This is a genomic window from Undibacterium sp. Jales W-56, from assembly GCF_025548535.1.
Lineage (GTDB): Bacteria > Pseudomonadota > Gammaproteobacteria > Burkholderiales > Burkholderiaceae_D > Undibacterium.
On the sequence record NZ_JAJLQW010000004.1, the window covers coordinates 383,161 to 404,134 of the forward strand.

General features: G+C 52.8%; 16 protein-coding genes and 1 riboswitch. Of the genes, 6 read left to right on the forward strand and 10 right to left on the reverse strand.

Annotated features, from left to right (window positions below; all coding sequences use genetic code 11):
- The first annotated feature begins 1 nt into the window (after window position 1).
- From ruvB to LPB67_RS13490, 4 genes are all read left to right on the forward strand, one after another.
- Window positions 2–1,072, forward strand: a complete 1,071-nt coding sequence (gene ruvB, locus LPB67_RS13475) for a Holliday junction branch migration DNA helicase RuvB (RefSeq protein ID WP_262837775.1) — start codon at window positions 2–4, stop codon at window positions 1,070–1,072.
- A gap of 15 nt (window positions 1,073–1,087) precedes the next feature.
- Entirely contained in the window at window positions 1,088–1,546 is a 459-nt protein-coding gene (locus LPB67_RS13480; protein ID WP_262837776.1) for a YaiI/YqxD family protein, read from the forward strand.
- Between the two features lie 104 nt (window positions 1,547–1,650).
- Window positions 1,651–2,481 carry a 2-keto-4-pentenoate hydratase gene (locus tag LPB67_RS13485; protein WP_262837825.1) on the forward strand — a complete coding sequence of 277 codons (831 nt, stop codon included), beginning with the start codon at window positions 1,651–1,653 and terminating at the stop codon, window positions 2,479–2,481.
- A 15-nt stretch (window positions 2,482–2,496) separates the two neighbouring features.
- Window positions 2,497–3,168: a glutathione S-transferase gene (locus tag LPB67_RS13490; RefSeq protein ID WP_262837777.1), complete on the forward strand. Its 672-nt coding sequence runs from the start codon at window positions 2,497–2,499 to the stop codon at window positions 3,166–3,168.
- Between the two features lie 110 nt (window positions 3,169–3,278).
- Here the strand turns inward: LPB67_RS13490 and LPB67_RS13495 are convergent, their stop codons facing one another.
- Together LPB67_RS13495 and LPB67_RS13500 are read right to left on the reverse strand one after the other, a co-directional pair.
- Complete coding sequence (locus LPB67_RS13495; RefSeq protein ID WP_262837778.1) at window positions 3,279–4,307, reverse strand: porin; 1,029 nt, start codon at window positions 4,305–4,307, stop codon at window positions 3,279–3,281.
- A 383-nt stretch (window positions 4,308–4,690) separates the two neighbouring features.
- Window positions 4,691–5,746, reverse strand: a complete 1,056-nt coding sequence (locus LPB67_RS13500) for a porin (protein ID WP_262837779.1) — start codon at window positions 5,744–5,746, stop codon at window positions 4,691–4,693.
- A gap of 344 nt (window positions 5,747–6,090) precedes the next feature.
- On the opposite strand from LPB67_RS13500, the gene coq7 reads away from it, so the two are divergent.
- Window positions 6,091–6,717 carry a 2-polyprenyl-3-methyl-6-methoxy-1,4-benzoquinone monooxygenase gene (gene coq7 / locus LPB67_RS13505; protein ID WP_262837780.1) on the forward strand — a complete coding sequence of 209 codons (627 nt, stop codon included), beginning with the start codon at window positions 6,091–6,093 and terminating at the stop codon, window positions 6,715–6,717.
- 74 nt (window positions 6,718–6,791) lie between these two features.
- Here coq7 and LPB67_RS13510 read toward each other — a convergent pair whose 3' ends face one another.
- The 8 genes from LPB67_RS13510 to LPB67_RS13545 all read right to left on the reverse strand — a co-directional run bounded on the left by LPB67_RS13510 (window position 6,792) and on the right by LPB67_RS13545 (window position 17,732).
- Window positions 6,792–8,063, reverse strand: a complete 1,272-nt coding sequence (locus LPB67_RS13510; RefSeq protein WP_262837781.1) for a putative Na+/H+ antiporter — start codon at window positions 8,061–8,063, stop codon at window positions 6,792–6,794.
- Window positions 8,064–8,418: 355 nt separating this feature from the next.
- A complete protein-coding gene (locus tag LPB67_RS13515) occupies window positions 8,419–10,719 on the reverse strand; it encodes a UvrD-helicase domain-containing protein (protein ID WP_262837782.1) in 2,301 nt (766 codons plus the stop codon).
- A gap of 165 nt (window positions 10,720–10,884) precedes the next feature.
- A complete protein-coding gene (thiE, locus tag LPB67_RS13520) occupies window positions 10,885–11,505 on the reverse strand; it encodes a thiamine phosphate synthase (RefSeq protein ID WP_262837783.1) in 621 nt (206 codons plus the stop codon).
- A 34-nt stretch (window positions 11,506–11,539) separates the two neighbouring features.
- Complete coding sequence (locus tag LPB67_RS13525; protein ID WP_262837784.1) at window positions 11,540–12,349, reverse strand: hydroxymethylpyrimidine/phosphomethylpyrimidine kinase; 810 nt, start codon at window positions 12,347–12,349, stop codon at window positions 11,540–11,542.
- Window positions 12,349–13,140, reverse strand: coding sequence for a thiazole synthase (locus LPB67_RS13530; protein ID WP_262837785.1), 792 nt, complete (start codon window positions 13,138–13,140; stop codon window positions 12,349–12,351). The genes LPB67_RS13525 and LPB67_RS13530 overlap by 1 nt, the downstream gene beginning before the upstream one ends.
- Before the next feature lie 74 nt (window positions 13,141–13,214).
- A complete protein-coding gene (thiS, locus tag LPB67_RS13535; RefSeq protein WP_262837786.1) occupies window positions 13,215–13,418 on the reverse strand; it encodes a sulfur carrier protein ThiS in 204 nt (67 codons plus the stop codon).
- Window positions 13,419–13,427: 9 nt separating this feature from the next.
- Window positions 13,428–15,341, reverse strand: coding sequence for a phosphomethylpyrimidine synthase ThiC (thiC, locus tag LPB67_RS13540; RefSeq protein WP_262837787.1), 1,914 nt, complete (start codon window positions 15,339–15,341; stop codon window positions 13,428–13,430).
- A gap of 65 nt (window positions 15,342–15,406) precedes the next feature.
- Window positions 15,407–15,512: riboswitch (TPP riboswitch) on the reverse strand.
- A gap of 141 nt (window positions 15,513–15,653) precedes the next feature.
- The gene (locus tag LPB67_RS13545) at window positions 15,654–17,732 is read right to left on the reverse strand and encodes a diguanylate cyclase (protein WP_262837788.1); all 2,079 of its coding nucleotides are present in this window, start codon (window positions 17,730–17,732) and stop codon (window positions 15,654–15,656) included.
- 313 nt (window positions 17,733–18,045) lie between these two features.
- Between LPB67_RS13545 and LPB67_RS13550 the strand changes: the two genes are divergently transcribed.
- Window positions 18,046–20,871: a valine--tRNA ligase gene (locus LPB67_RS13550; RefSeq protein ID WP_262837789.1), complete on the forward strand. Its 2,826-nt coding sequence runs from the start codon at window positions 18,046–18,048 to the stop codon at window positions 20,869–20,871.
- Window positions 20,872–20,974 lie beyond the last annotated feature (103 nt).

Genomic DNA, 20,974 nt, shown 5'->3' on the forward strand with positions numbered 1-20,974 from the left:
TATGAGCATACAAACCGACAATTTCAGCAGCAATTTGAACGAAGCCCGCATTATTGCGGCGACACCTGCATCTCCGAATGAGGAGGCGATTGAACGCGCATTGCGCCCGAAACAACTGGACGAATACGTGGGCCAGGAAAAAATCCGCGGCCAGCTGGAGATTTTCATCACCGCCGCCAGACAGCGTAAAGAAGCGCTCGATCACACGCTGCTGTTCGGCCCCCCGGGCCTGGGTAAAACCACCTTGGCGCACATCATCGCCCGCGAGATGGGTGTCAATCTGCGCCAGACCTCAGGTCCGGTATTGGAACGTGCCGGCGACCTGGCCGCATTGCTGACCAATCTGGAAGCGAATGACGTGCTGTTCATTGATGAGATCCACCGTTTATCCCCGGTCGTTGAAGAGATTTTGTATCCGGCGCTGGAAGACTATCAGATCGACATCATGATCGGCGAAGGCCCTGCTGCCCGCTCGGTCAAACTGGATTTGCAGCCCTTCACCCTGGTCGGCGCGACCACGCGCGCGGGCATGCTGACCAATCCTTTGCGCGACCGCTTCGGCATCGTGGCTCGTCTGGAGTTCTATACACCGGAAGAACTGACCCGGATTGTCACGCGCTCGGCTTCGCTGCTGAATGCGCCAATCAACCCGGATGGCGCGCACGAGATCGCCAAGCGCGCACGCGGCACCCCACGTATCGCGAACCGGCTACTGCGCCGCGTCAGGGATTATGCCGAGGTCAAAAGCAATGGCGACATCACCAAAGCCACCGCAGATGCGGCACTCAAGATGCTGGATGTGGATAGTGTCGGTTTCGATCTGATGGACAGGAAGCTGCTGGAAGCGATTCTGTTCAAATTCGACGGCGGCCCGGTTGGCCTGGATAACGTGGCTGCTGCAATTGGCGAAGAGCGCGACACCATCGAGGACGTACTGGAGCCTTACCTGATCCAGCAAGGCTATTTACAACGCACACCGCGCGGCCGGATTGCGACACCCTCCGCCTACGAGCATTTTGGGGTGACCGCGCCGCGCACCAATCCGAATGGCGATCTCTGGGGCAGCAATTAAGATGGGCACTTCCCTATGAAGATCTGGGTCGATGCCGATGCCTGTCCGAATCCGATCAAGGATATTCTATTCAGGGTAGCCGATCGTTTGGGTATTACCACGACCTTGGTCGCCAATCGCCTATTGTCGGTTCCACCTTCGCGCTTTATCAAATCCGTGCAAGTGCCTTCCGGTTTTGACGTTGCGGACCAGGAAATCGTACGTTTGATGGAAGCCGGCGATCTGGTCATTACCGGCGACATTCCGCTGGCATCCGAGGTACTAGATAAAGGCGGCCATGCGCTTAATCCACGCGGATCGTTTTATACCAAGGATAATATTCGCGAATATCTTACAATGCGGCAATTCATGGATGAGCTGCGAAGCAGCGGCGTGGAAACCGGGGGCCCGAATGTCTTCAGCCAGGCGGATAGGCAGGCATTTGCGAACCAATTAGATCGTTTTATGGCAAAAACGGGACGTGCTTCGCCATGAACTGTCAGAGCCGTTACTTTTTTTGAACGTTTTTTTATCATCTCGCTTGCACATTCAAGATAGCTCACGGACAATAAGTGTCCCCACAAACCTACGGCATGACCATGCTAATGTCTTCACAAGCTGACCGTTACGCACGTCAATTCCTTGAGGCGCGTGCATCTGCGCAAACCCTGGCTCCCCTATCTGGCACCCATGATCTGAGCATCGCCGATGCCTATGATATTGCCAAAAGCCTGGACAATATCCGCATAGCCGAGGGCGAGATTCCGGTAGGGCGAAAACTTGGTTTTACTAACCGGACGCTATGGCCAAAGTACGGAGAAAAAGAAGCTATCCACGCCCCTATCTGGACAACGCTGTTTGATAGCACGGTACGTTATTTAAACGATGCCCATACCCGTCAGAGCTTGACCGGCGCAGTGCAGCCAAGGGTCGAGCCGGAGGTCGTGTTCAAACTCGGCCGCACTCCAGCGGCGGATGCGACGCTGGATGAGTTGGCCGATTGCCTGGAATGGATGGCGCATGGAATAGAGATCGTCGTCAGTCCGTATCCGGACTGGAAATTTGAAGCCGCCGATGCGATTGCCGCGCTGGGCTTACATGGAACCTTATTGATTGGTGAGCCGCGTATGCTTTCAAGCACTACACGCCACCACTTGGGAACGATGCTGGCGAATGCCAGTGTTTCTTTGTCTTGCGATGGTTCCTTGCTAGGCGCAGGCTTCGGTAGCAATGTATTGGATAGTCCTTTGCATGCGATCTGGCATTTACATCAATTACTTAAGACGCAACCACAATTTTCACCATTACGCGCCGGTGAAATCATCACGACCGGCACCTGGACCGATGCTTATCCTGTCTCGCCAGGGCAAACATGGTTCACCGCATTCTCTGGTGTGAGTTTATCTGGGCTATCTGTTTCTTTCGTTTAAATCTTACAAAAATCTATGATCATCGTCCATCATCTTAATAATTCACGCTCTCAACGCGTGCTCTGGCTACTCGAAGAACTTGGACTTGATTACCAGATCAAGTTCTACGAACGCGACCCCAGCACCATGCTGGCGCCCGCGTCGCTCATGGAAGTGCATCCGCTAGGTAAATCTCCGGTAATTACAGATGGTGAACTGACCATCGCAGAATCCGGCGCCATTGTTGACTATCTAGTCACCCACTATGGTAATGGCCGCTTCATGCCGGTTCGCGAATCGCACGATTATTTACGCTACAACTACTGGCTGCACTACGCCGAAGGTTCGGCAATGTCGCCACTATTAATGAAATTGGTATTCGACCGGATCGAAAGAAGCCCTATGCCATTTTTTGTAAAACCGATTGCCCGCGGCATCGCCCAAAAAGTGAAGGCAAGTTTTATTTCACCTCAGATCAGCCGTCACCTCGATTATCTGGAAACGGAAATCAGCAAAACAGGCTGGTTCGTCGGTAACGAATTCAGTGCGGCAGATATACAAATGAGCTTCCCTCTGGAGGCCGCCGCATCTCGTGGGGGTTTAAACGATAGCAGACCAAATTTGATGGCATGGCTGGCAAAAATACATGCCCGCAAAGCTTATTCATTGGCCTTGGAAAAAGGCGGTAAATACGATTTGCTTAGTTAAGCGTGAATTATTTGAATAAATTTATATAAAAATATCCTCATAATCCAACAACAAAAAAGCACCCGAAGGTGCTTTTTTGTTCACATTGATGGACTTAAGTCCATTTATGTTTAGAACAAGTGACGAATACCAGCGTTGACAAAGTGATCCGTCTTACCATTTGCAGAGGCCAGGCCACCACCATTGACATTTGCGTTATTGGATACGCGCGAATAAGACGTGTACAAGTTAGTACGCTTAGACAAGGAGTGGGTGTAACCGATCGCAAGCTGGGTGCTCTTGTTTGCACTCGCTGCCGTATTATCCTTCAACTGTGCTGCTGTCGCCAAGATAGCATCTGCAGGAGTTACCGGAACAGTCACGCCGAACATGAAACCTTTCTGATCAATGGCGGCCATATCAGAAGTGTCCTTGGAATAACCAAATGCAGCTTTGGCAACGCCGAAGTCATATGTACCACCGACTAAAATGGATTTCATACCATTACCTGGAGCAACAGCATCGTTCTGTTTGTAATAAACGGCGCCAACATAAATCGGACCTGCCGCATATTGGCCGCTGATACCAACGGAACGTTTAGCGGATGTATCGCCAGCAACTTCACCGAAACCATACAAACCCATTGCGCTGAAGCCAGACATGTCATTGGATTGATAGCTGACACTGTTATTCACGCGCCATGCGCTATTGGACAAGAAGCCGAACACGCCACCAGTAGAAGTTGATGCGCCAGCATGACCAGAAGTAAATCCAAGATCAAATGGATCAACTGCGTCGAAGAAGTAAAACTGTGGCGTGTATTGACGACCCATTTTGACCGTACCGAAGTCGCCAGTCAGACCGACCCATGATTGACGACCGAATGACAGACCACCTTGAGATGTACCGGTATCAGCCAGAATACCCATTTCCAAAGCAAAAATCGCTTTCAAACCGCCACCCAGATCTTCAGTACCTTTAAAGCCCAGACGAGAACCAGATTGTTCGCCGCTGTCCAACGCATATTTTGTGCCCGTGCCGCCGCGATTTTCAGCCTGAATAGCCATATCGACAACACCGTAGATAGTGACATTGGATTGTGCTTGTGCGGCACCTGAGATTGCTGCTAATGCTGCCAGAGCTAAGAGTGATTTTTTCATTGATATTTCTCCAAAGATTTTCATGTTGACATGAACTACATTGAGCCGGATTCATGCGATTAAGTTAATACTAATACGTTGCACAAAAACAGCTAATTCTTCAAGACTTACGAGACCGCTAAAAAGAAGTTAACGTATTTGACCAAAAATAAACGCTGACAGCCAAGCTAAATCAGCTCTGGAGTAGATGTAACACCTAAAATGTCGTTAAAAAGCAACGAATAATTGCTAATTAAACACTTATTTAAGGCGATTAGATAACGGAAAGAAATTATTTGAATTGCAAAATAGTTGATTCAAACAAAAAAAGAAGCTCCGCATTAAATGGAGCTTCTTTTATTTCTAAATCACCTCAAAATTAACTGGGTAATTCTAAATTTTGATCAGAACAAGTGATTAATACCGATAGACAAACCGTTTTGCGTACCAGTATTGATACTGCCGGAGCTGAGCGTCAATGGCAATGCAGTCAGCGCATTAGTTAACTTTCTGTTGTCAGCTTCGACATAGAAATTTGTTCTTTTTGACAATGAGTAAGTAGCTGCCAGGACCAAATTCTTACGGTCGCTATCGATTTTTGCCACTGTAGCCTTAGTGACATAATAAGCACCAGTCAACTCAACCTGAGGAGAGATAGCGTAGCTTACGCCACCCCAATACGACTTCTGCTCTGAATCTACTTTTGATAATGTTTCCTGTATTTCTTTTACATAACCAAATGAAACGCGCACACCACTTTCTTTATACGCGCCACCAACTGTGTAGTACTTGTTACGGTAACCATTAATATCACCAGACATGAAAGTACCGCCAAAATTGAATGGGCCAGTCGCGTAAGTTGCAGCTACAGACTTAACAGAATTTTTTCCTATATCGCCTGCTTGCTCACCAAAAGAATACTCGGCACTGACTTTGACCCCGCTCAGAATCGCTGTGTATTGAACATCATTGTTAAAACGGGTAGCCGCAGCGGGGTAGAACAAGGCTACGCCGGCAACTGGAGACGTAATTGAGGGAAATTTAAAACTGAATGGGTCATAAGTACCGATCGTCTTAAATGCTAAAGAGTATTGACGCCCCAGATCCAGGTTACCAAACTCACCCGTTATACCGACAAAAGCAGAGCGGTTAAACATCGCTGCTGAATCTGATGTACCTGTTCCCGTATTAAAACCGGATTCCAGTACAAAGTGCGCATTCATGCCACCACCCAGATCTTCCACGCCTTTGAAACCCAGACGATTGGAATTGGAAATACCGTTGCCAGTCGCTCCCGGGCTGGTGCCGCCCATGACCAATTTACTGTCGCCTGCCGCATTCACATTCGTTACGTTACGAATACCTGCATCAATAGAACCGTAGATAGTGACGGAAGATTGGGCGGATGCAGTAGCTGCAAATGCGCTGAGAACGGCAAATGCGATAAGGGGTTTTTTCATTGAGAATATCTCCAGGAAGATCATTTTTTTTAAGAGGTACTGATATATATCAGTTCATTTAGTACATTTACAAACGGTGTTCGGTCTTGCCAGGACTTCGAAACCTGCTGATTAAGAAGTTGTATTCAATTGAAACAAATAACCGGAAATAGGGCAAAGAGAATTTGCGAACGATCGTATTTAAGCAAATTTTATGTGGCGTCTCCACAACAATTAAGATTTTTCCCAATACCATTGCGGCAACAAAAAATGATTGAAGTAAGCGGCTCATCAGAACAGAGACGGCGCGCTTTATTGCCGATTACAATATGTCCTGAACTAAAAACTGAAGAAAGCACCAGATTATGTTGAATATCGACAATTTATTGATTAGTTTCGATCGTGCCTTGCGCGTTGTCAGCGGTCAGGCGAGCGCATCCCGCCCGAATCCCGGGGATGCAAAAGCAGAAATTGTCCTTGAAGAGCGGGAGCGCCAACATAGCGCAGGTCTGATGCGGGTCAATCATGTCGGTGAAATTTGCGCCCAGGCACTTTACGATTCGCAAAGACAATTTACTCAAACAACCGCGATCCAAGAACAATTTTTGCAGTCCGCCATGGAAGAACAAGACCATCTTGCCTGGACCGCAGAGCGTTTGCGTGAGCTCAACTCACGCATCAGCCTGCTTAGTCCGATCTGGTATATCGGCGCTTATGCCTGCGGCACGATCGCCGCCAAGTGCGGTGACGCGGCCAGTCTGGGCTTTGTCGTCGAAACCGAAAAGCAAGTCGAAGCACACCTCGCCAGCCATCTTCAACAATTGCCTGCACAAGACGCGAAATCCAGGGCCATCGTCGAACAAATGCGCATGGATGAAGTCGCCCACGGTGCCGCGGCCGATGCGCTGGGCGCCAGCAAACTGCCCTTGCCAGTCCAGATTGCGATGCAAGGCATGGCGAAAGTCATGACCACAACTGCTTACTATATTTAGCCGAAGCAAAGGCGTATCAACATCAAAAAGCCGTTCAGGACAAGTGAACGGCTTTTTCATGCAACACTGCTGCCTCACAGCATAAAGAGGCACCCGGCAGCAATCGCTGTTGGCAGCAAGGCAGCTAGCAGCAAACCCAGCGGACTGATGGCCTGCTCATCAAACGAGTCTTTCAAAATCGCAAAGCCGGCAGGATTCGGCGCATTCGCAATCACCGTTAAACCGCCGCCAGTGACGGCACCGGCAACCAGCGCATACTTGGCGCTGTCGGACAAACCTGCCACCAGCGAACCCAGATAAGTCAGTGCGGCATTGTCCGTAATCGCCGTCAACCCCATCGCGCCAAAGAACAAAATCGTCGAATTCATTCCGGCTAAGATGGGCTGCAACCACCACTGCTGCTTACCGCCCAGCACCACCAGCCCTGCCAGGAAAAACGCCACCAGCAAGCCTTCACGCAGCATCAACTTGTCCTGATATCGTTGATAGGCATCGGTGAAGCCGAGAAAAAACAAAAACAACCCCATGAATACCACCGGGTAATGCGCAAACACCACCGTCGCTGCCAGAAACGCATAATGAATCCCGATTACCGTCACAGGCATGAGTGCTGCCGGCTCATTCAACTTGAGCAAACCGGGCGCATCGACCGCCTTGATCTGCTTACGGAATAGCAATGCCGCCAGCAAGGCATTGATCGCCACGGCAATCGCGGCTTTCCAGCCAAAGACCCCCGACATAAACGCGATATCCCATTGCCATTTTTCCGCCACCATCAATACGGGCGGCGCAGCAAACGGCGTCAGCACGCCGCCGATAGAGATATTGACGAACAACACGCCCAGGGTCGCATACTTCAGTCGTTGCGAAATGCCCTTGTTGTAAAACCGGTCGCGCAACATCAAAGCGGCCAGCGTCATGGCAGCCGGTTCGGTGATAAACGAGCCCAGCAAAGGAATCAGAAACAAACACAGGAAGTAGGCGCTCAAGGCGGGACTGATGGGCAACAAAGCAGCCAGGCGGTTCACCAGACTTTGCACCGAATGCAAAATCGGCCTGGTGCCTGCAATCACCAGGATGACGAACACGAATAAGGGCTCCGTAAAGTTCTGGCTCTCCAGATAGGCAATCGCGGCTTTCTGTTGTTCAATCAAGGCGATGCATGTCACCAGCACCAACGCCCAGAATCCGAATACCACTTCAACCTCGCCTAGCAGATGCCACAAACCCGCATGGTGCCGGCTGGTGTGCGCCAGATGCAAAAAATACTTGGTTGAAAATGTATGCAAGACCGCCAGGCCGAAAATGGCAGCGCCGACATAATTGATTAATTGCGTACTATCCATACAGACTTTGCCTCATCGGTTGCACGAAGATTGACGCGGCGATTCAGCACTAAACGAATCACCCGCCCTGCTGAAATTGCTTCATTTAAATAGAGTTTGCGCAAAACGGTAAATAACGACTCACATCGAAACCGCATGCTGGATGCGGCTTTCCGAGACGTTTCGTGCCAACAGGCACACCCAGCTTGCGGGTTCATTTTAGTATCAAAACGCCATGGAGCCTTTCCTCTCTTAGCTTTTCTCTGTGTCTCCGTGTCTCTGTGGTGAGAGGTTTGGCAGTTTGCATAAGCCCCAGCTATTGATGCCAGCCTTCGCTGGAATGACGAATTTAACTGAACGACATGAACTAAGCCGTCTAGATTTTTTCCAGCTTGGCAATGCTCAGATCGAGCAATTTCATGCCCTCGCGACCAAAATTAATATGCGCCCGGATATTCGTACCGCTGCCTTCCATATTCACGATCACGCCTTCGCCGAACTTACCGTGCCTGACCGACTCACCGATGCGCCAGCCGGGCTTGGCCGAAGATGAATGCGCGCTCTGGTTAAAACTTTGCGCGATGCGATTTGCCTGATCCATCGGGTCTTCATCCCATGCCGATTTTTTATTGCCGAACCAGGATGCCTGGATTTTCGGCGACAACCACTTCAGGGATGCTTCCGGCATTTCGTCGAAGAAGCGTGAACGCATGTTGTAGCGGGTCTGCCCGTGCAGCATGCGGGTTTGCGAGAAGGTCGCGTACAATCGTTTGCGCGCCCGCGTGATCGCCACATACATCAGGCGACGCTCTTCCTCCACACCGCCTTCTTCCTTCGCGCTATTTTCATGTGGGAATAAACCTTCTTCCAAACCGGTGATGAAGACATTGTCGAATTCCAGTCCCTTGGCCGAATGCACCGTCATCAATTGCAGCGCATCCTGCCCGGCTTGCGCCTGGTTGTCGCCGGCCTCCAGCGAGGCATGCGACAGGAAAGCCGACAGCGGCGACATCACGGTTGCCATCGCGGCATCGGCATCGATTATCTCGACGCCATTGGCCAGCGTGATCACATTCGCTGCTGCCTGCGATTGCGGGCCGAGCAAGGCCGGCGCATCATGGCCGAAGCCTTCTTCCGCAATGAACAAGGTCGCCGCACTGACCAGCTGCTCCAGATTCTCGATCCGGTCTGCGCCTTCTTTCTCGTTTTGATAATGCGTCATCAGGCTACTCAGATCGAGCACGATTTGCACCATCTCCGGTAAAGGCAGGCGCTGCGTTTCAAAACGCGCCGACTCGATCACCTTCACGAAATTACCCAGCGACGTGCCGGCCTTGCCCGCAACATAGGGGACCGCAGCATACAAGGAAATGCCATACTGCCTGGCCGCATCCTGCAACTGCTCCAGCGAGCGCGCGCCGATACCGCGTGCCGGAAAATTCACGACCCGCAAAAATGCCGAATCATTATGCGGATTGTCCATCAACTGCAAATACGCAATCGCATGTTTGATCTCGGCACGTTCGAAGAAGCGCTGACCGCCATACACGCGATACGGCAAAGCGGCACTGAACAAAGCGTGTTCGATCACCCGCGACTGCGCATTCGAGCGATACAGAATCGCGATTTCGCTGCGCATCGCACCCTCGCGGATCAGGTTTTTTGCCTCTTCGATGATCCACTGCGCTTCCTGGATATCGCTGCTCGCTTCAAAAATACGCACCGGTTCGCCATGACCGGCATCGGTGCGCAGGTTCTTGCCGAGGCGCTTGCTGTTATTCGCAATCAAGGTATTCGCGGTATCCAGAATATGCCCGTGCGAGCGATAGTTTTGCTCGAGCTTGATCAGGTTACGTACTTTATATTCTTGCTCAAACGCCGACATATTGCCGACATTCGCACCGCGAAAAGCATAGATGCTCTGGTCATCGTCGCCCACGGCAAACACCGCACCGGCATTCAGCGTACCCTGCCCCGACATCAGTTTCAGCCATTTGTATTGCAGGTCATTGGTATCCTGGAACTCATCGACCAGAATATGCCGGAAGCGCGCCTGATAATGTTCGCGCAGCGGTTGATTGCGGCTTAAGAGTTCAAAAGTGCGCAACAATAGTTCAGCAAAATCGACGACACCTTCGCGCTGGCATTGGGCGTCGTACAGTGCATACAGCTCGACCATGCGGCGGTTGAAATCATCGTAGGCATCGACCTCATGCGCCCGCAAACCCTGATCCTTGGCGCTGTTGATGAAGTACATCAGGGTACGCGGCGGGAATTTCTCATCATCGACGTTATTCGCCTTGAGCAAACGTTTGATGAACGAGAGTTGATCCGACGAATCGAGAATCTGGAAAGTCTGCGGCAAACCTGCATCGCGATAATGGGCGCGCAGCAAGCGGTTGCACAGGCCGTGAAAGGTGCCTATCCACAAACCGCGCGTATTGATCGGCATCATGGCCGAGAGCCGCGTCAGCATTTCTTTCGCGGCTTTATTGGTGAACGTCACCGCCAGAATACCGTGCGGCGAAACCTGTCCGGTCTGGATCAGCCAGGCAATACGGGTCGTCAGGACACGGGTTTTGCCGGAACCGGCACCGGCTAAAATCAAGGCAGACTGGGAAGGTAAAGTGACAGCGGCGAGCTGCTCTGGATTCAGATTATGGAGGAGGTTTTGCATCCCCCGATTATACGGGAGTGCAGCGCACCGGTGGCCGCTATCGCGTCGCGCTGAAAGTCGGGAAGCGCCAGAAATAGCGATACTCCCCTATAAACTCATGAAAACTATGCTTTTCCCGCATTGTTTCAGGCGATCATAAAAATATACTCAGGATGAGTATATTAATTATTCAGCAAATAGCCTGACGAATTCTTGCGCGGCGACGCGCGGATTGTCGGCCAGGTAAATGCTGCTGATCACCGCCACCATCGCGGCCCCCGCCCGCACCAGAGGACGCGCATGATCGACCGTCATGCCGCCGATCACGACATTCGGCAAGGCGATCTCTGCTTTCGCCTTAGTCACGATGTCATGCGATGTGGTCACCGCATATTGTTTGACGCGCGATGGATAAAAACCGCCAAATGCGACATAGCTGGCACCCTCCTGCTGCGCGCGCTGCGCCAGCGCGAAGTCGCCATAACACGAGGCGCCGACAATTTTATCCGGGCCGATCGCCGCCCGCACCTGCGCCACCGAAGCATCCGTGCCGCCGACATGAATCCCGTCCGCCTCCAGTGCCAGACACAGATCCACATGGTCGTTGATGATCAAAGGCTTGCCATGCCGCCGGCACAGATCGAGCAAGGCGTGCGCTTGCCGTCTGCGCAAATCCGGGCTGGCAGTTTTATGCCGATATTGCACGACGCTGGCACCGCCCGACAAGGCCAGCTCCGTCACCTCCAGCAAACGCGCCGTGTCATCCCAATCCGGGGTGACGATATACAGTCCAGCTAATGCCCGCATGACTCTTCTTTCAAAATGCTTGTTACTTTATTTGTTAAATTGACTGTTGCACTCTGCGCGGAATCAATTGCCCCGCGGCGATGGCATAGGCGTATTGCAAACTACGCTGAGTAAATTCTTGCGCATTGTGCAAACTCTCGGCCATAGCCTGACCCGATGCGAGCTGCCCTGCGATGGCGGATGCCAGAGTACAGCCGCTGCCATGAAATTCGCCGCTTAATCTCGGCCATTGCCACTCGCGCTGACCATGCCGCGTGAACCAGATATTGCTGACGCATTCCCGATTCGCTTCGCCGGTCGCATGTCCGCCCTTGATCAATACATCCGTGCAACGATGCTGGAGCAAGCTCTGCGCCCAGCCATTGATGTCGCGTGTCAGCGGCGCCAGGCGCTGCGCTTCCGGCAGGTTCGGCGTGATCAGGGTCGCGATTTGTAATAAGGATTGCAGCGATTCCAGCGCATCATCGCGACCCAGGGCATCGCCATGCCCGCTGCCCAATACGGTATCGAGCACCACCGGGATTGCCGGATTGATCGCCAGGCATTGCTGCACGCAGTGCGCGATCGCGTCGGCGTTGTTGCGGCTGCCGACGATGCCGATTTTAATCGCAGCAATCGCCATCTTTTGCATCAGCGCTTGCGCCTGCTGCACAATCATGTCCGGGTCGACCGGATGCACTGCATAGACGCGCTCATTGTCTTGCACCGTCAGCGCCGTGATCACGGTCAAGGCATGCGCGCCCTGCGCGGCGATTGCCTCGCTATCGGCCTGGATGCCGGCACCGCCGCTGGGATCGTGGCCGGCAAATACCAATACACAAGGACGCGTTGCCGCCTGACGCATCAGGCTATCCGTCCCGCCATCGGTGATGAGGCTGAAGCCGCGAATTTGCGGGCGATGCGTCCGGCCAAAAATGCTTCGCGTCCGGCTTCGACCGCCAGCCCCATGGCACGCGCCATACGCAGCGGATCCTGCGCACCGGCAATTGCGGTATTCATCAAGACGCCATCGCAACCGAGTTCCATCGCAATCGCGGCATCGGACGCAGTGCCGACGCCGGCATCGACCAGCACCGGCACTTTGGCTTGCTGAATAATCAGCGACAGATTCCAGGGATTCAATATACCCATGCCAGAGCCGATCAGTGACGCCAGCGGCATCACCGCCACGCAACCGATGTCTTCCAGCATTCGCGCCTGAATCGGGTCGTCGCTGCAATACACCATCACGTCGAAACCATCGTTGACCAGAGTTTTAGCCGCTTTCAAGGTCTCCGGCATATTCGGGAACAAGGTCTTTTCGTCGCCCAATACTTCGAGCTTACACAGCTTATGCCCGCCCAATAGTTCGCGCCCCAGTTGCAGGGTGTACACCGCATCTTCGGCGTTATAGCAGCCGGCCGAATTCGGCAAGATCGTGTATTTCGACGGCGGCACCACATCGAGCAGGCTCGGTGCGTTCGGGTCCTGGCCGATGTTCACACGCCGTATCGCAACCGTGATGATCTCGGCGCCGCTGGCCTCGGTCGCTAGCCGGGTCTGTTCCAGGTCTTGGTATTTACCGCTGCCGACCAAGAGGCGCGAGCGGTAGATTTTACCGGCGATGGTGAGGCCGGCGTTGTTTTCAGTTTGCATAAAAATCCTTTTATGTAGGGTGCGTCATGCGCACCAAGGCAGATGAATACGATGGTGCGCACGGCGCACCCGCTTCAACCGCCGCCTATGGCCCGCACCACATCGACCTTGTCCTGCGCTTGCAGGCGATGGCTAGCCCATTGCGCGCGCGCGACAATCTGGCGATTAACGGCAACGGCAATTGCCTGCCCCGACAAGTTCAATGTAGCGATCAGCTCGGCCAGGTTTTTCTCTTGGTCGAGTTGATAGTTTTCACCATTCAATACGATCTCAGTCATGGCAGCGGCTTATTGCTTTCTATAGATTTCCGCGCCCGATTTGACGAACTCGACCGCTTTCACTTCCATGCCCTGCTTGAGGGCCTGAATCTCGCTGATACCCTGATTTGCTGCATAGTCGCGCACCTCTTGCGTGATCTTCATCGAACAGAAATGCGGGCCGCACATCGAGCAGAAATGCGCGACCTTGGCGGAATCTTTCGGCAGGGTTTCATCGTGGAATTCGCGCGCCTTGTCGGGATCGAGGCCGATGTTGAACTGGTCTTCCCAGCGGAATTCGAAACGTGCTTTCGACAAGGCATTGTCGCGGATCTGCGCGCCCGGATGGCCCTTGGCCAGATCGGCCGCATGCGCCGCGATCTTGTAGGTGATGATGCCGTCCTTGACGTCAACCTTGTTCGGCAACCCAAGGTGTTCTTTCGGCGTGACGTAGCACAGCATGGCGGTGCCGTACCAGCCGATTTGCGCAGCGCCGATGCCCGAGGTGATATGGTCGTAGCCCGGCGCAATGTCGGTGGTCAGCGGGCCCAGCGTGTAGAACGGCGCTTCGTGGCATTGCTCGAGTTGCAGGTCCATGTTTTCCTTGATCAGGTGCATAGGCACATGGCCGGGACCTTCGATCATGACCTGCACATCATGCTTCCAGGCGATCTGCGTCAGTTCACCCAGGGTTTTCAACTCAGCTAATTGCGCTTCGTCATTCGCATCGTAGATCGAACCCGGGCGCAAGCCGTCGCCCAGACTGAACGAGACGTCGTAAGCTTTCATGATTTCGCAGATATCTTCAAAATGTTCGTATAGGAAACTCTCCTTGTGATGCGCCAGGCACCATTTCGCCATGATGGAGCCGCCGCGCGACACGATGCCGGTCATGCGCTTCGCCGTCATCGGTACATATTGCAGACGCACTCCGGCGTGGATGGTGAAGTAATCGACGCCTTGCTCGGCTTGCTCGATCAGAGTGTCGCGGAAGATTTCCCAGGTCAGGTCTTCGGCCTTGCCGTTGACTTTTTCCAGCGCCTGGTAAATCGGCACGGTGCCGATCGGCACCGGCGAATTGCGGATGATCCATTCGCGCGTTTCGTGGATGTGCTTGCCGGTCGACAGGTCCATCACGTTGTCGCCGCCCCAGCGTATGGCCCAGGTCATTTTTTCGACCTCTTCACCGATGCTGGATGTCACTGCGGAATTGCCGATATTCGCATTGATCTTGACCAAGAAATTACGCCCGATAATCATCGGCTCGACTTCCGGATGATTGATATTGGCAGGAATAATCGCACGGCCACGGGCGATTTCCGAGCGCACGAATTCCGGCGTAATGGTATCGGGAATCGATGCGCCGAATGATTGCCCCGGATGCTGACGCCCCATCAGCTCGGCCAGCTTATTGCCCATCGGGCCGGATGCTTGCAGGCTTTCCAGATATTGCTGGCGCTGCAGATTTTCGCGGATCGCGATGTACTCCATCTCCGGCGTGATGATGCCTTGTCTTGCATAGTGCATCTGGCTGACATTTTTACCGGCCAATGCGCGACGCGGTTTGCGCTGCAGATTAAAGCGCAGCTCGGCCAGCTTGGGATCGTTCAGTCTTTCTATACCGTATTCAGAGGATGGGCCTGGCAGCTCTTCCGTGTCGTTGCGCTCGTCTATCCAGGCGCCGCGCACCGAAGCCAGGCCGGAGCGGATGTCGATTTTTACTGCTGGATCGGTATACGGCCCAGAGGTGTCGTAGACGTAAATCGGCGGATTTTTTTCCGAGCCGAACATCGCCGGCGTATCGGATTGACTGATCTCACGCATCGGTACGCGGATGTCGGGACGACTTCCTGTTACATAGATTTTGCGGGAATTGGGCAGCGGCTGTATTGCGGCTTGATCAACTGTCGCGGTGGCGGACAGGAATTGCGGATTGGCGTTCATCTTGCTCCCATTGTTTGTACACATTGTGGTGACAGCTTGGGAGGCTTGAGGCGCATGCAAGAGTATTGCGGCACGATTTGCTTCCCTTCGCTGGCATTATCCAGATCAGGTTCGAGGGTATTTCTCACCCGTCATCGCGTACAACTGCGGACAGGACCCCTAGCATTTACTGCATTTTTATTAGTTGTTACTAATTACGATCAACTGCTTTTTTGGTGCTGATTTTGATTACTGGCAAAAGTATATCTTGCCATTTTGTGGTTCCAATTGAAGTTTCAATTATATAGCGACTCTGGATTTAAGGCGGATATTTTAACTGGCCAGCTGTTCGCTGGCAGCAGGCGCTTTGAGCTTGACCGGACCAACCACTTCTATCAACTCAACCATACCCGCACTTAAGGCAGCAGAAAGATCGTGGTCCAATACCTTCATCGCTTGTTCTTGCGGCACCAGCAAACGCGCTAATCCATAGGCGCGATTGCGGCCATGTGCCTTCCCCAGATACAGGGCCATATCGGCCATTTGAATTGCTTTTTCCCAGTTGCAAATTTCTTCCGGGATGTCCGAAAATGGCAATGGAATAAAACCGGCGGTGACGGTCACCGGAATCGCTATATTGCCGATCTGGATGTCGTCTTCTCCAATCGCCAGCAAAATACGCTCGACTAATTTAGTCAATTGCGCAGGTTGCGATTTGGGCGAGTAGATTAAAAACTCCTCTCCGCCCCAGCGCAACACCATATCGGTATCCCGGACCGCACGCTTCAAACGATGCGCAACTTCCATCAATACGCTATCGCCAACCGCATGCCCCCAGGTATCGTTAATCTGCTTGAAATGATCAATGTCCATCAAAATCAGACAATCCGGATTGCCGGTATCGTCTTCACGGCGCTCTTTGTCGGAGATGAGCGTGCGCGTCTTCATCATATCGACAAAGGACCGGCGGTTATAAAGACCGGTTAACGGATCCCTTACCGCATGAAATTCGAGCTGCAAATTGGCTTCCCGAAGCTTTTCATTGGCACTGCGCACACGCCGGTACAGCAGGTAAACAAAGGTCCCCGCCATCACCGTCACGGCCGCCGCCAACATCGTGATGATTTGCTGCAGGCGACGGTTCTTTATCTCGGCATCTTTTAGCTGATTTTCTCGCGCCAGAAGCTCGATTTGCTTTTTTCTCTGGTTGGCATCGAATTGCTCCTGCAGTGCGGCGACGGCTTTGGCCCTGCCAGCGCGGAATAATTCACTGCTAAGAACCTGCTGCTCGCGCACAGTTGCCAGCGCCTCTTTATACATGCCGGCTTTTTCATACATACGGCCAATTTCACCCAGCATGGACTCGATATCCGTTTTGGCATCGGCATCTTTTAATTCCTTCAACGCACCATTGATATAGGCCATCGCCTGCGGGATTTTGCCTTGCCCGCCTAGCGCAAATCCTATGTTTGCCTTGGAATTTAAGATCGCCGATTTGTCTTGCGCCGCTTCCGACTTAATCAGGGCCTGGCGCGCGGTGCGCTCGGCCTCGACATAGTTGCCGACGCGCAGATAATAGTCGGCAATATTGCTCAAGGTGAGCGCTTCCATTCCCAAGTACTTGGTCTCTTTAAATATTTTTAAAGCCCGTTGATAGGAAGTCAGCGCCTCATCAAAACGCTCCAGATCAATCAGCGCCAATGCCCGGGTTGAGTATAAAGACCCGATTAATTTTGGCGAGTTGACTCCGGTAGACAACTCCAGAGCGGTAGCAACCGTCTCCAGCGATTTTTCGGGATTATGCATGTCCAGATACAGTCCCGCCAACGAGGACAGGCGATAGAGCTTGGACTGGATACGGCGTTTCGGCAACAGTTCAGATAAGCGCAAGGCCTCTAGCCTGTGGGTCAAGGCAAGTTCAAATTTACCCATAGATGAATACGCACTGCCGTAGGCAACTTCAATCCGCATCAAGACTTCTTGATTTTTAGTGCCCTCAATCGACTTATTGATGTCATCTAATTTTGCCAGGGCCAGATCCTGCTTGCCTTTTTCAATCAGGTCGTAAATCTCGGCCAGCCTTGCAAACGCAATCAGGTCTTTATCCTTGCGCTCAAGAGCCAGGCTTAACAATTCTGCCTGAGTCGCGGCGGCATCTTTGGGCCGTCCTGCGTCGTATAATAAAGTGACCAGGGTCCGGTATGTTTGAGCGCGAACTTCATCATCGGCATCTTGCGGCAAGCTGTCTTTGAATTTTTTTAATTGCTTCAGGCCTTCCTCATTATCACTATCGGATAATGCGCGAATCGCGTCCAGGCGCTCCATATCGTGCTTTTCTTCAGCACGAGCGATTCCGACTTGCAAAATCAAACAGAGAATTATCAACAGACGATAGTTCAACAATTGAAGCACAGTCGTTTACCCTTAAAGTGTGAAGCTATGACTTAGCACGCCATGTTAACTACGCATTGCTGGGATGCATATAACAAACTATTTTAGTAATCTGCCTAATCCTAGCATTTCTCTGATGCTAATTGCCAACATTTAAGGCAGGCCAGTTGCAAAATACGATGATGCAACAATTTTCAACTATGGCATCGCAATAGTTATGTGCTGTCTTGTACTTTCAGCATGGGCAACTTGCTTAATTAGCGAGTATTTAGCGCCTAATAAGTTTGCCGGGTCATTTATAATCAACGGTTTAGCAAACTAAGCACATATCATCATGGAATTAGCCAAGTCATTTGAGCCTGCAGAAATTGAAGCATTCTGGCGTACCGAGTGGGAGAAACGCGGATATTTCACCGCCAGTAGCGACGCCGGCAAACCCTCGTTCAGCATCCAGTTGCCGCCGCCGAATGTGACCGGCACCCTGCATATGGGACATGCGTTCAACCAGACGATTATGGACGGTCTGACCCGCTACTACCGTATGCGCGGCCACAACACTGCCTGGATCCCGGGCACCGACCACGCCGGCATCGCGACCCAGATCGTGGTCGAGCGCCAGCTCGATGCGCAAAAAATCTCGCGCCACGACTTGGGCCGTGAAAAATTCCTGGAAAAAGTCTGGGAATGGAAAGAAAAATCCGGCTCCACGATCACCGGCCAGATGCGCCGCATGGGTGCCTCCGCCGACTGGCAGCGTGAATACTTCACGATGGATGCGCCACGCTCCCAGGTCGTGACCGAAGTTTTCGTGCGCCTGGTCGAGCAAGGCCTGATCTATCGCGGCAAACGCCTGGTGAACTGGGACCCGGTGCTCGGTACCGCGGTGTCCGATCTGGAAGTGGTTTCGGAAGAAGAAGACGGTTCGATGTGGTACATCCATTATCCGCTGGCCGACGGCAGCGGACATCTGACAGTCGCCACTACACGGCCGGAAACCATGCTGGGCGACGTTGCGGTCGCGGTCGATCCGACCGACGAGCGTTATGCCCATCTGGTTGGCAAGCTGCTGAAGCTGCCGCTGTGCGATCGCGAAATCCCTGTCATCGCCGACGACTATGTGGACAAGGAATTCGGCACCGGCTGCGTAAAAATCACGCCGGCGCATGACTTCAACGATTATGCCGTCGGTCAGCGTCATAAATTAGAAATGATCAGCATCCTGACCCTGGATGCCAAGATCAATGAAAACGCACCTGCCGCTTATCAGGGCATGGATAGATTCGCCGCGCGCAAGCAAATCGTCGCCGACCTAGATGCGCAAGGCTTGCTCGAATCCGTCAAGCCGCACAAACTCATGGTGCCGCGCGGTGACCGTACCAATGTCGTGATCGAACCGATGCTGACCGACCAGTGGTTCATGGCGATGAGCAAGCCAGCGCCGGAGGGCACGCACTTCCCCGGCAAATCGATTGCCGAAGTCGCGCTGGAAAAAGTCGCAAGCGGTGAAATCAAGTTCGTACCGGAAAACTGGAATACGACTTACAACCAATGGCTGAACAATATCCAGGACTGGTGCATCTCGCGCCAGCTCTGGTGGGGTCATCAGATCCCGGCATGGTACGGCGACAATGGCGAAATTTTCGTCGCCCGCAATGAAGGCGAGGCAAAAGCCAAAGCCGCTGCGGCAAACTATACCGGCGCACTGAAGCGTGACGACGACGTACTCGATACCTGGTTCTCGTCTGCGCTAGTACCATTTTCGACGATGGGCTGGCCGGAACAAACCAAAGATATGGAGATGTTCTTGCCGTCATCGGTCCTGGTGACCGGCTTCGATATCATCTTTTTCTGGGTCGCGCGCATGGTCATGATGACTGCGCACTTCACCGGTAAAGTGCCGTTCCACACCGTGTACGTGCATGGCCTGGTGCGCGATTCCAGCGGTCAGAAAATGTCTAAATCGAAAGGCAATACGCTCGATCCTATCGATCTGATCGATGGCATCAGCGTCGATGATCTGGTCGCCAAGCGCACCATAGGCTTGATGAATCCCAAGCAAGCCACCGCGATTGAAAAAGCCACGCGCAAGGAATTTGCCGACGGCGTACCGGCCTACGGCACCGATGCTTTGCGCTTCACCATGGCCAGCTACGCCTCACTCGGACGCAACATCAATTTCGATCTGGGTCGCTGCGAAGGCTATCGCAATTTCTGCAATAAATTATGGAATGCCACGCGCTTCGTGCTGATGAATACCGAAGGCAAGGATTGCGGTTTTGGCGCGGACGTGAGCGCTGCCGATCTCGATTATTCACCCGCCGACAAATGGATCATCTCTGCCCTGCAACATGCGGAAGCAGACATCGAAAAGGGTTTCAGCGACTATCGCTTCGACAACATCGCATCGGCCATCTATAAGTTCGTCTGGGATGAATATTGCGACTGGTATCTGGAAGTCGCGAAGGTCCAGGTGCAGCACGGCAGCGAAGCGCAACAGCGCGCAACCCGCCGCACTTTATTGCGCGTGCTCGAAGCAATATTACGCCTGGCCCATCCGGTGATCCCGTTTGTGACCGAAGCCCTGTGGCAAACCGTAGCGCCACTGGCAGGCAAGCAACTGGATGCGGCCGGCGACTCCATCATGCGCCAGGCTTATCCGTTGGCGAATGCAGCGAATATCAATAGCGCTGCCGAGGAATGGATGAGCGCGCTGAAAGCCCTGACCGATGCTTGTCGCAATCTGCGTGGCGAAATGCAATTGTCACCGGCCCTGCGTGTACCTTTGTTATTGCAGGCAGGCAATGCGGAAGAAAAACTGCAATTGCAATCCTTCGCACCGTATCTGCAAGCATTGGCGAAACTGTCCGAAGTCCAGGTCGTCGACGCGCTGCCAGAATCCCCGGCACCGGTATCGATCGTCGGCACGGCGAAATTGATGTTGAAAGTGGAGATCGATGTCGCCGCCGAGCGCGAGCGTTTAGCTAAAGAAATCGCCAAACTCGATGCAGAAATCAGCAAGGCGCAGGCAAAGCTCAGCAATGAAAGCTTCGTCGCCCGCGCTCCTGCGCAGGTTGTCGCGCAGGAGAAGGAACGCGTGGCCAGCTTCTCGGCAACACTGGATAAAATGCGCGAGCAATTCGCCAAATTGCCGGCAACTTAGGCAGCTAGCAGCGTCTCAATAAGCAGATTAGCGATCACATCGGCAGCCAGACGGCTGCCGATTGTTTTTGTGCCGTCTATATGTTGTGTTTTTTCGTCATTAA

Excerpts from the sequence above, each read along its gene's own strand:
- LPB67_RS13495 (WP_262837778.1), bottom strand. The coding sequence starts at position 4,307 with ATGAAAAAATCACTCTTAGCTCTGGCAGCATTAGCAGCAATCTCAGGT.
- thiE (WP_262837783.1), bottom strand. The coding sequence starts at position 11,505 with ATGCGGGCATTAGCTGGACTGTATATCGTCACCCCGGATTGGGATGAC.
- LPB67_RS13500 (WP_262837779.1), bottom strand. The coding sequence starts at position 5,746 with ATGAAAAAACCCCTTATCGCATTTGCCGTTCTCAGCGCATTTGCAGCT.
- LPB67_RS13480 (WP_262837776.1), top strand. The coding sequence starts at position 1,088 with ATGAAGATCTGGGTCGATGCCGATGCCTGTCCGAATCCGATCAAGGAT.
- LPB67_RS13525 (WP_262837784.1), bottom strand. The coding sequence starts at position 12,349 with ATGCGTCAGGCGGCAACGCGTCCTTGTGTATTGGTATTTGCCGGCCAC.
- thiC (WP_262837787.1), bottom strand. The coding sequence starts at position 15,341 with ATGAACGCCAATCCGCAATTCCTGTCCGCCACCGCGACAGTTGATCAA.
- LPB67_RS13515 (WP_262837782.1), bottom strand. The coding sequence starts at position 10,719 with ATGCAAAACCTCCTCCATAATCTGAATCCAGAGCAGCTCGCCGCTGTC.
- LPB67_RS13485 (WP_262837825.1), top strand. The coding sequence starts at position 1,651 with ATGCTAATGTCTTCACAAGCTGACCGTTACGCACGTCAATTCCTTGAG.
- LPB67_RS13530 (WP_262837785.1), bottom strand. The coding sequence starts at position 13,140 with ATGCAAACTGAAAACAACGCCGGCCTCACCATCGCCGGTAAAATCTAC.
- LPB67_RS13550 (WP_262837789.1), top strand. The coding sequence starts at position 18,046 with ATGGAATTAGCCAAGTCATTTGAGCCTGCAGAAATTGAAGCATTCTGG.
- thiS (WP_262837786.1), bottom strand. The coding sequence starts at position 13,418 with ATGACTGAGATCGTATTGAATGGTGAAAACTATCAACTCGACCAAGAG.
- coq7 (WP_262837780.1), top strand. The coding sequence starts at position 6,091 with ATGTTGAATATCGACAATTTATTGATTAGTTTCGATCGTGCCTTGCGC.
- ruvB (WP_262837775.1), top strand. The coding sequence starts at position 2 with ATGAGCATACAAACCGACAATTTCAGCAGCAATTTGAACGAAGCCCGC.
- LPB67_RS13490 (WP_262837777.1), top strand. The coding sequence starts at position 2,497 with ATGATCATCGTCCATCATCTTAATAATTCACGCTCTCAACGCGTGCTC.
- LPB67_RS13510 (WP_262837781.1), bottom strand. The coding sequence starts at position 8,063 with ATGGATAGTACGCAATTAATCAATTATGTCGGCGCTGCCATTTTCGGC.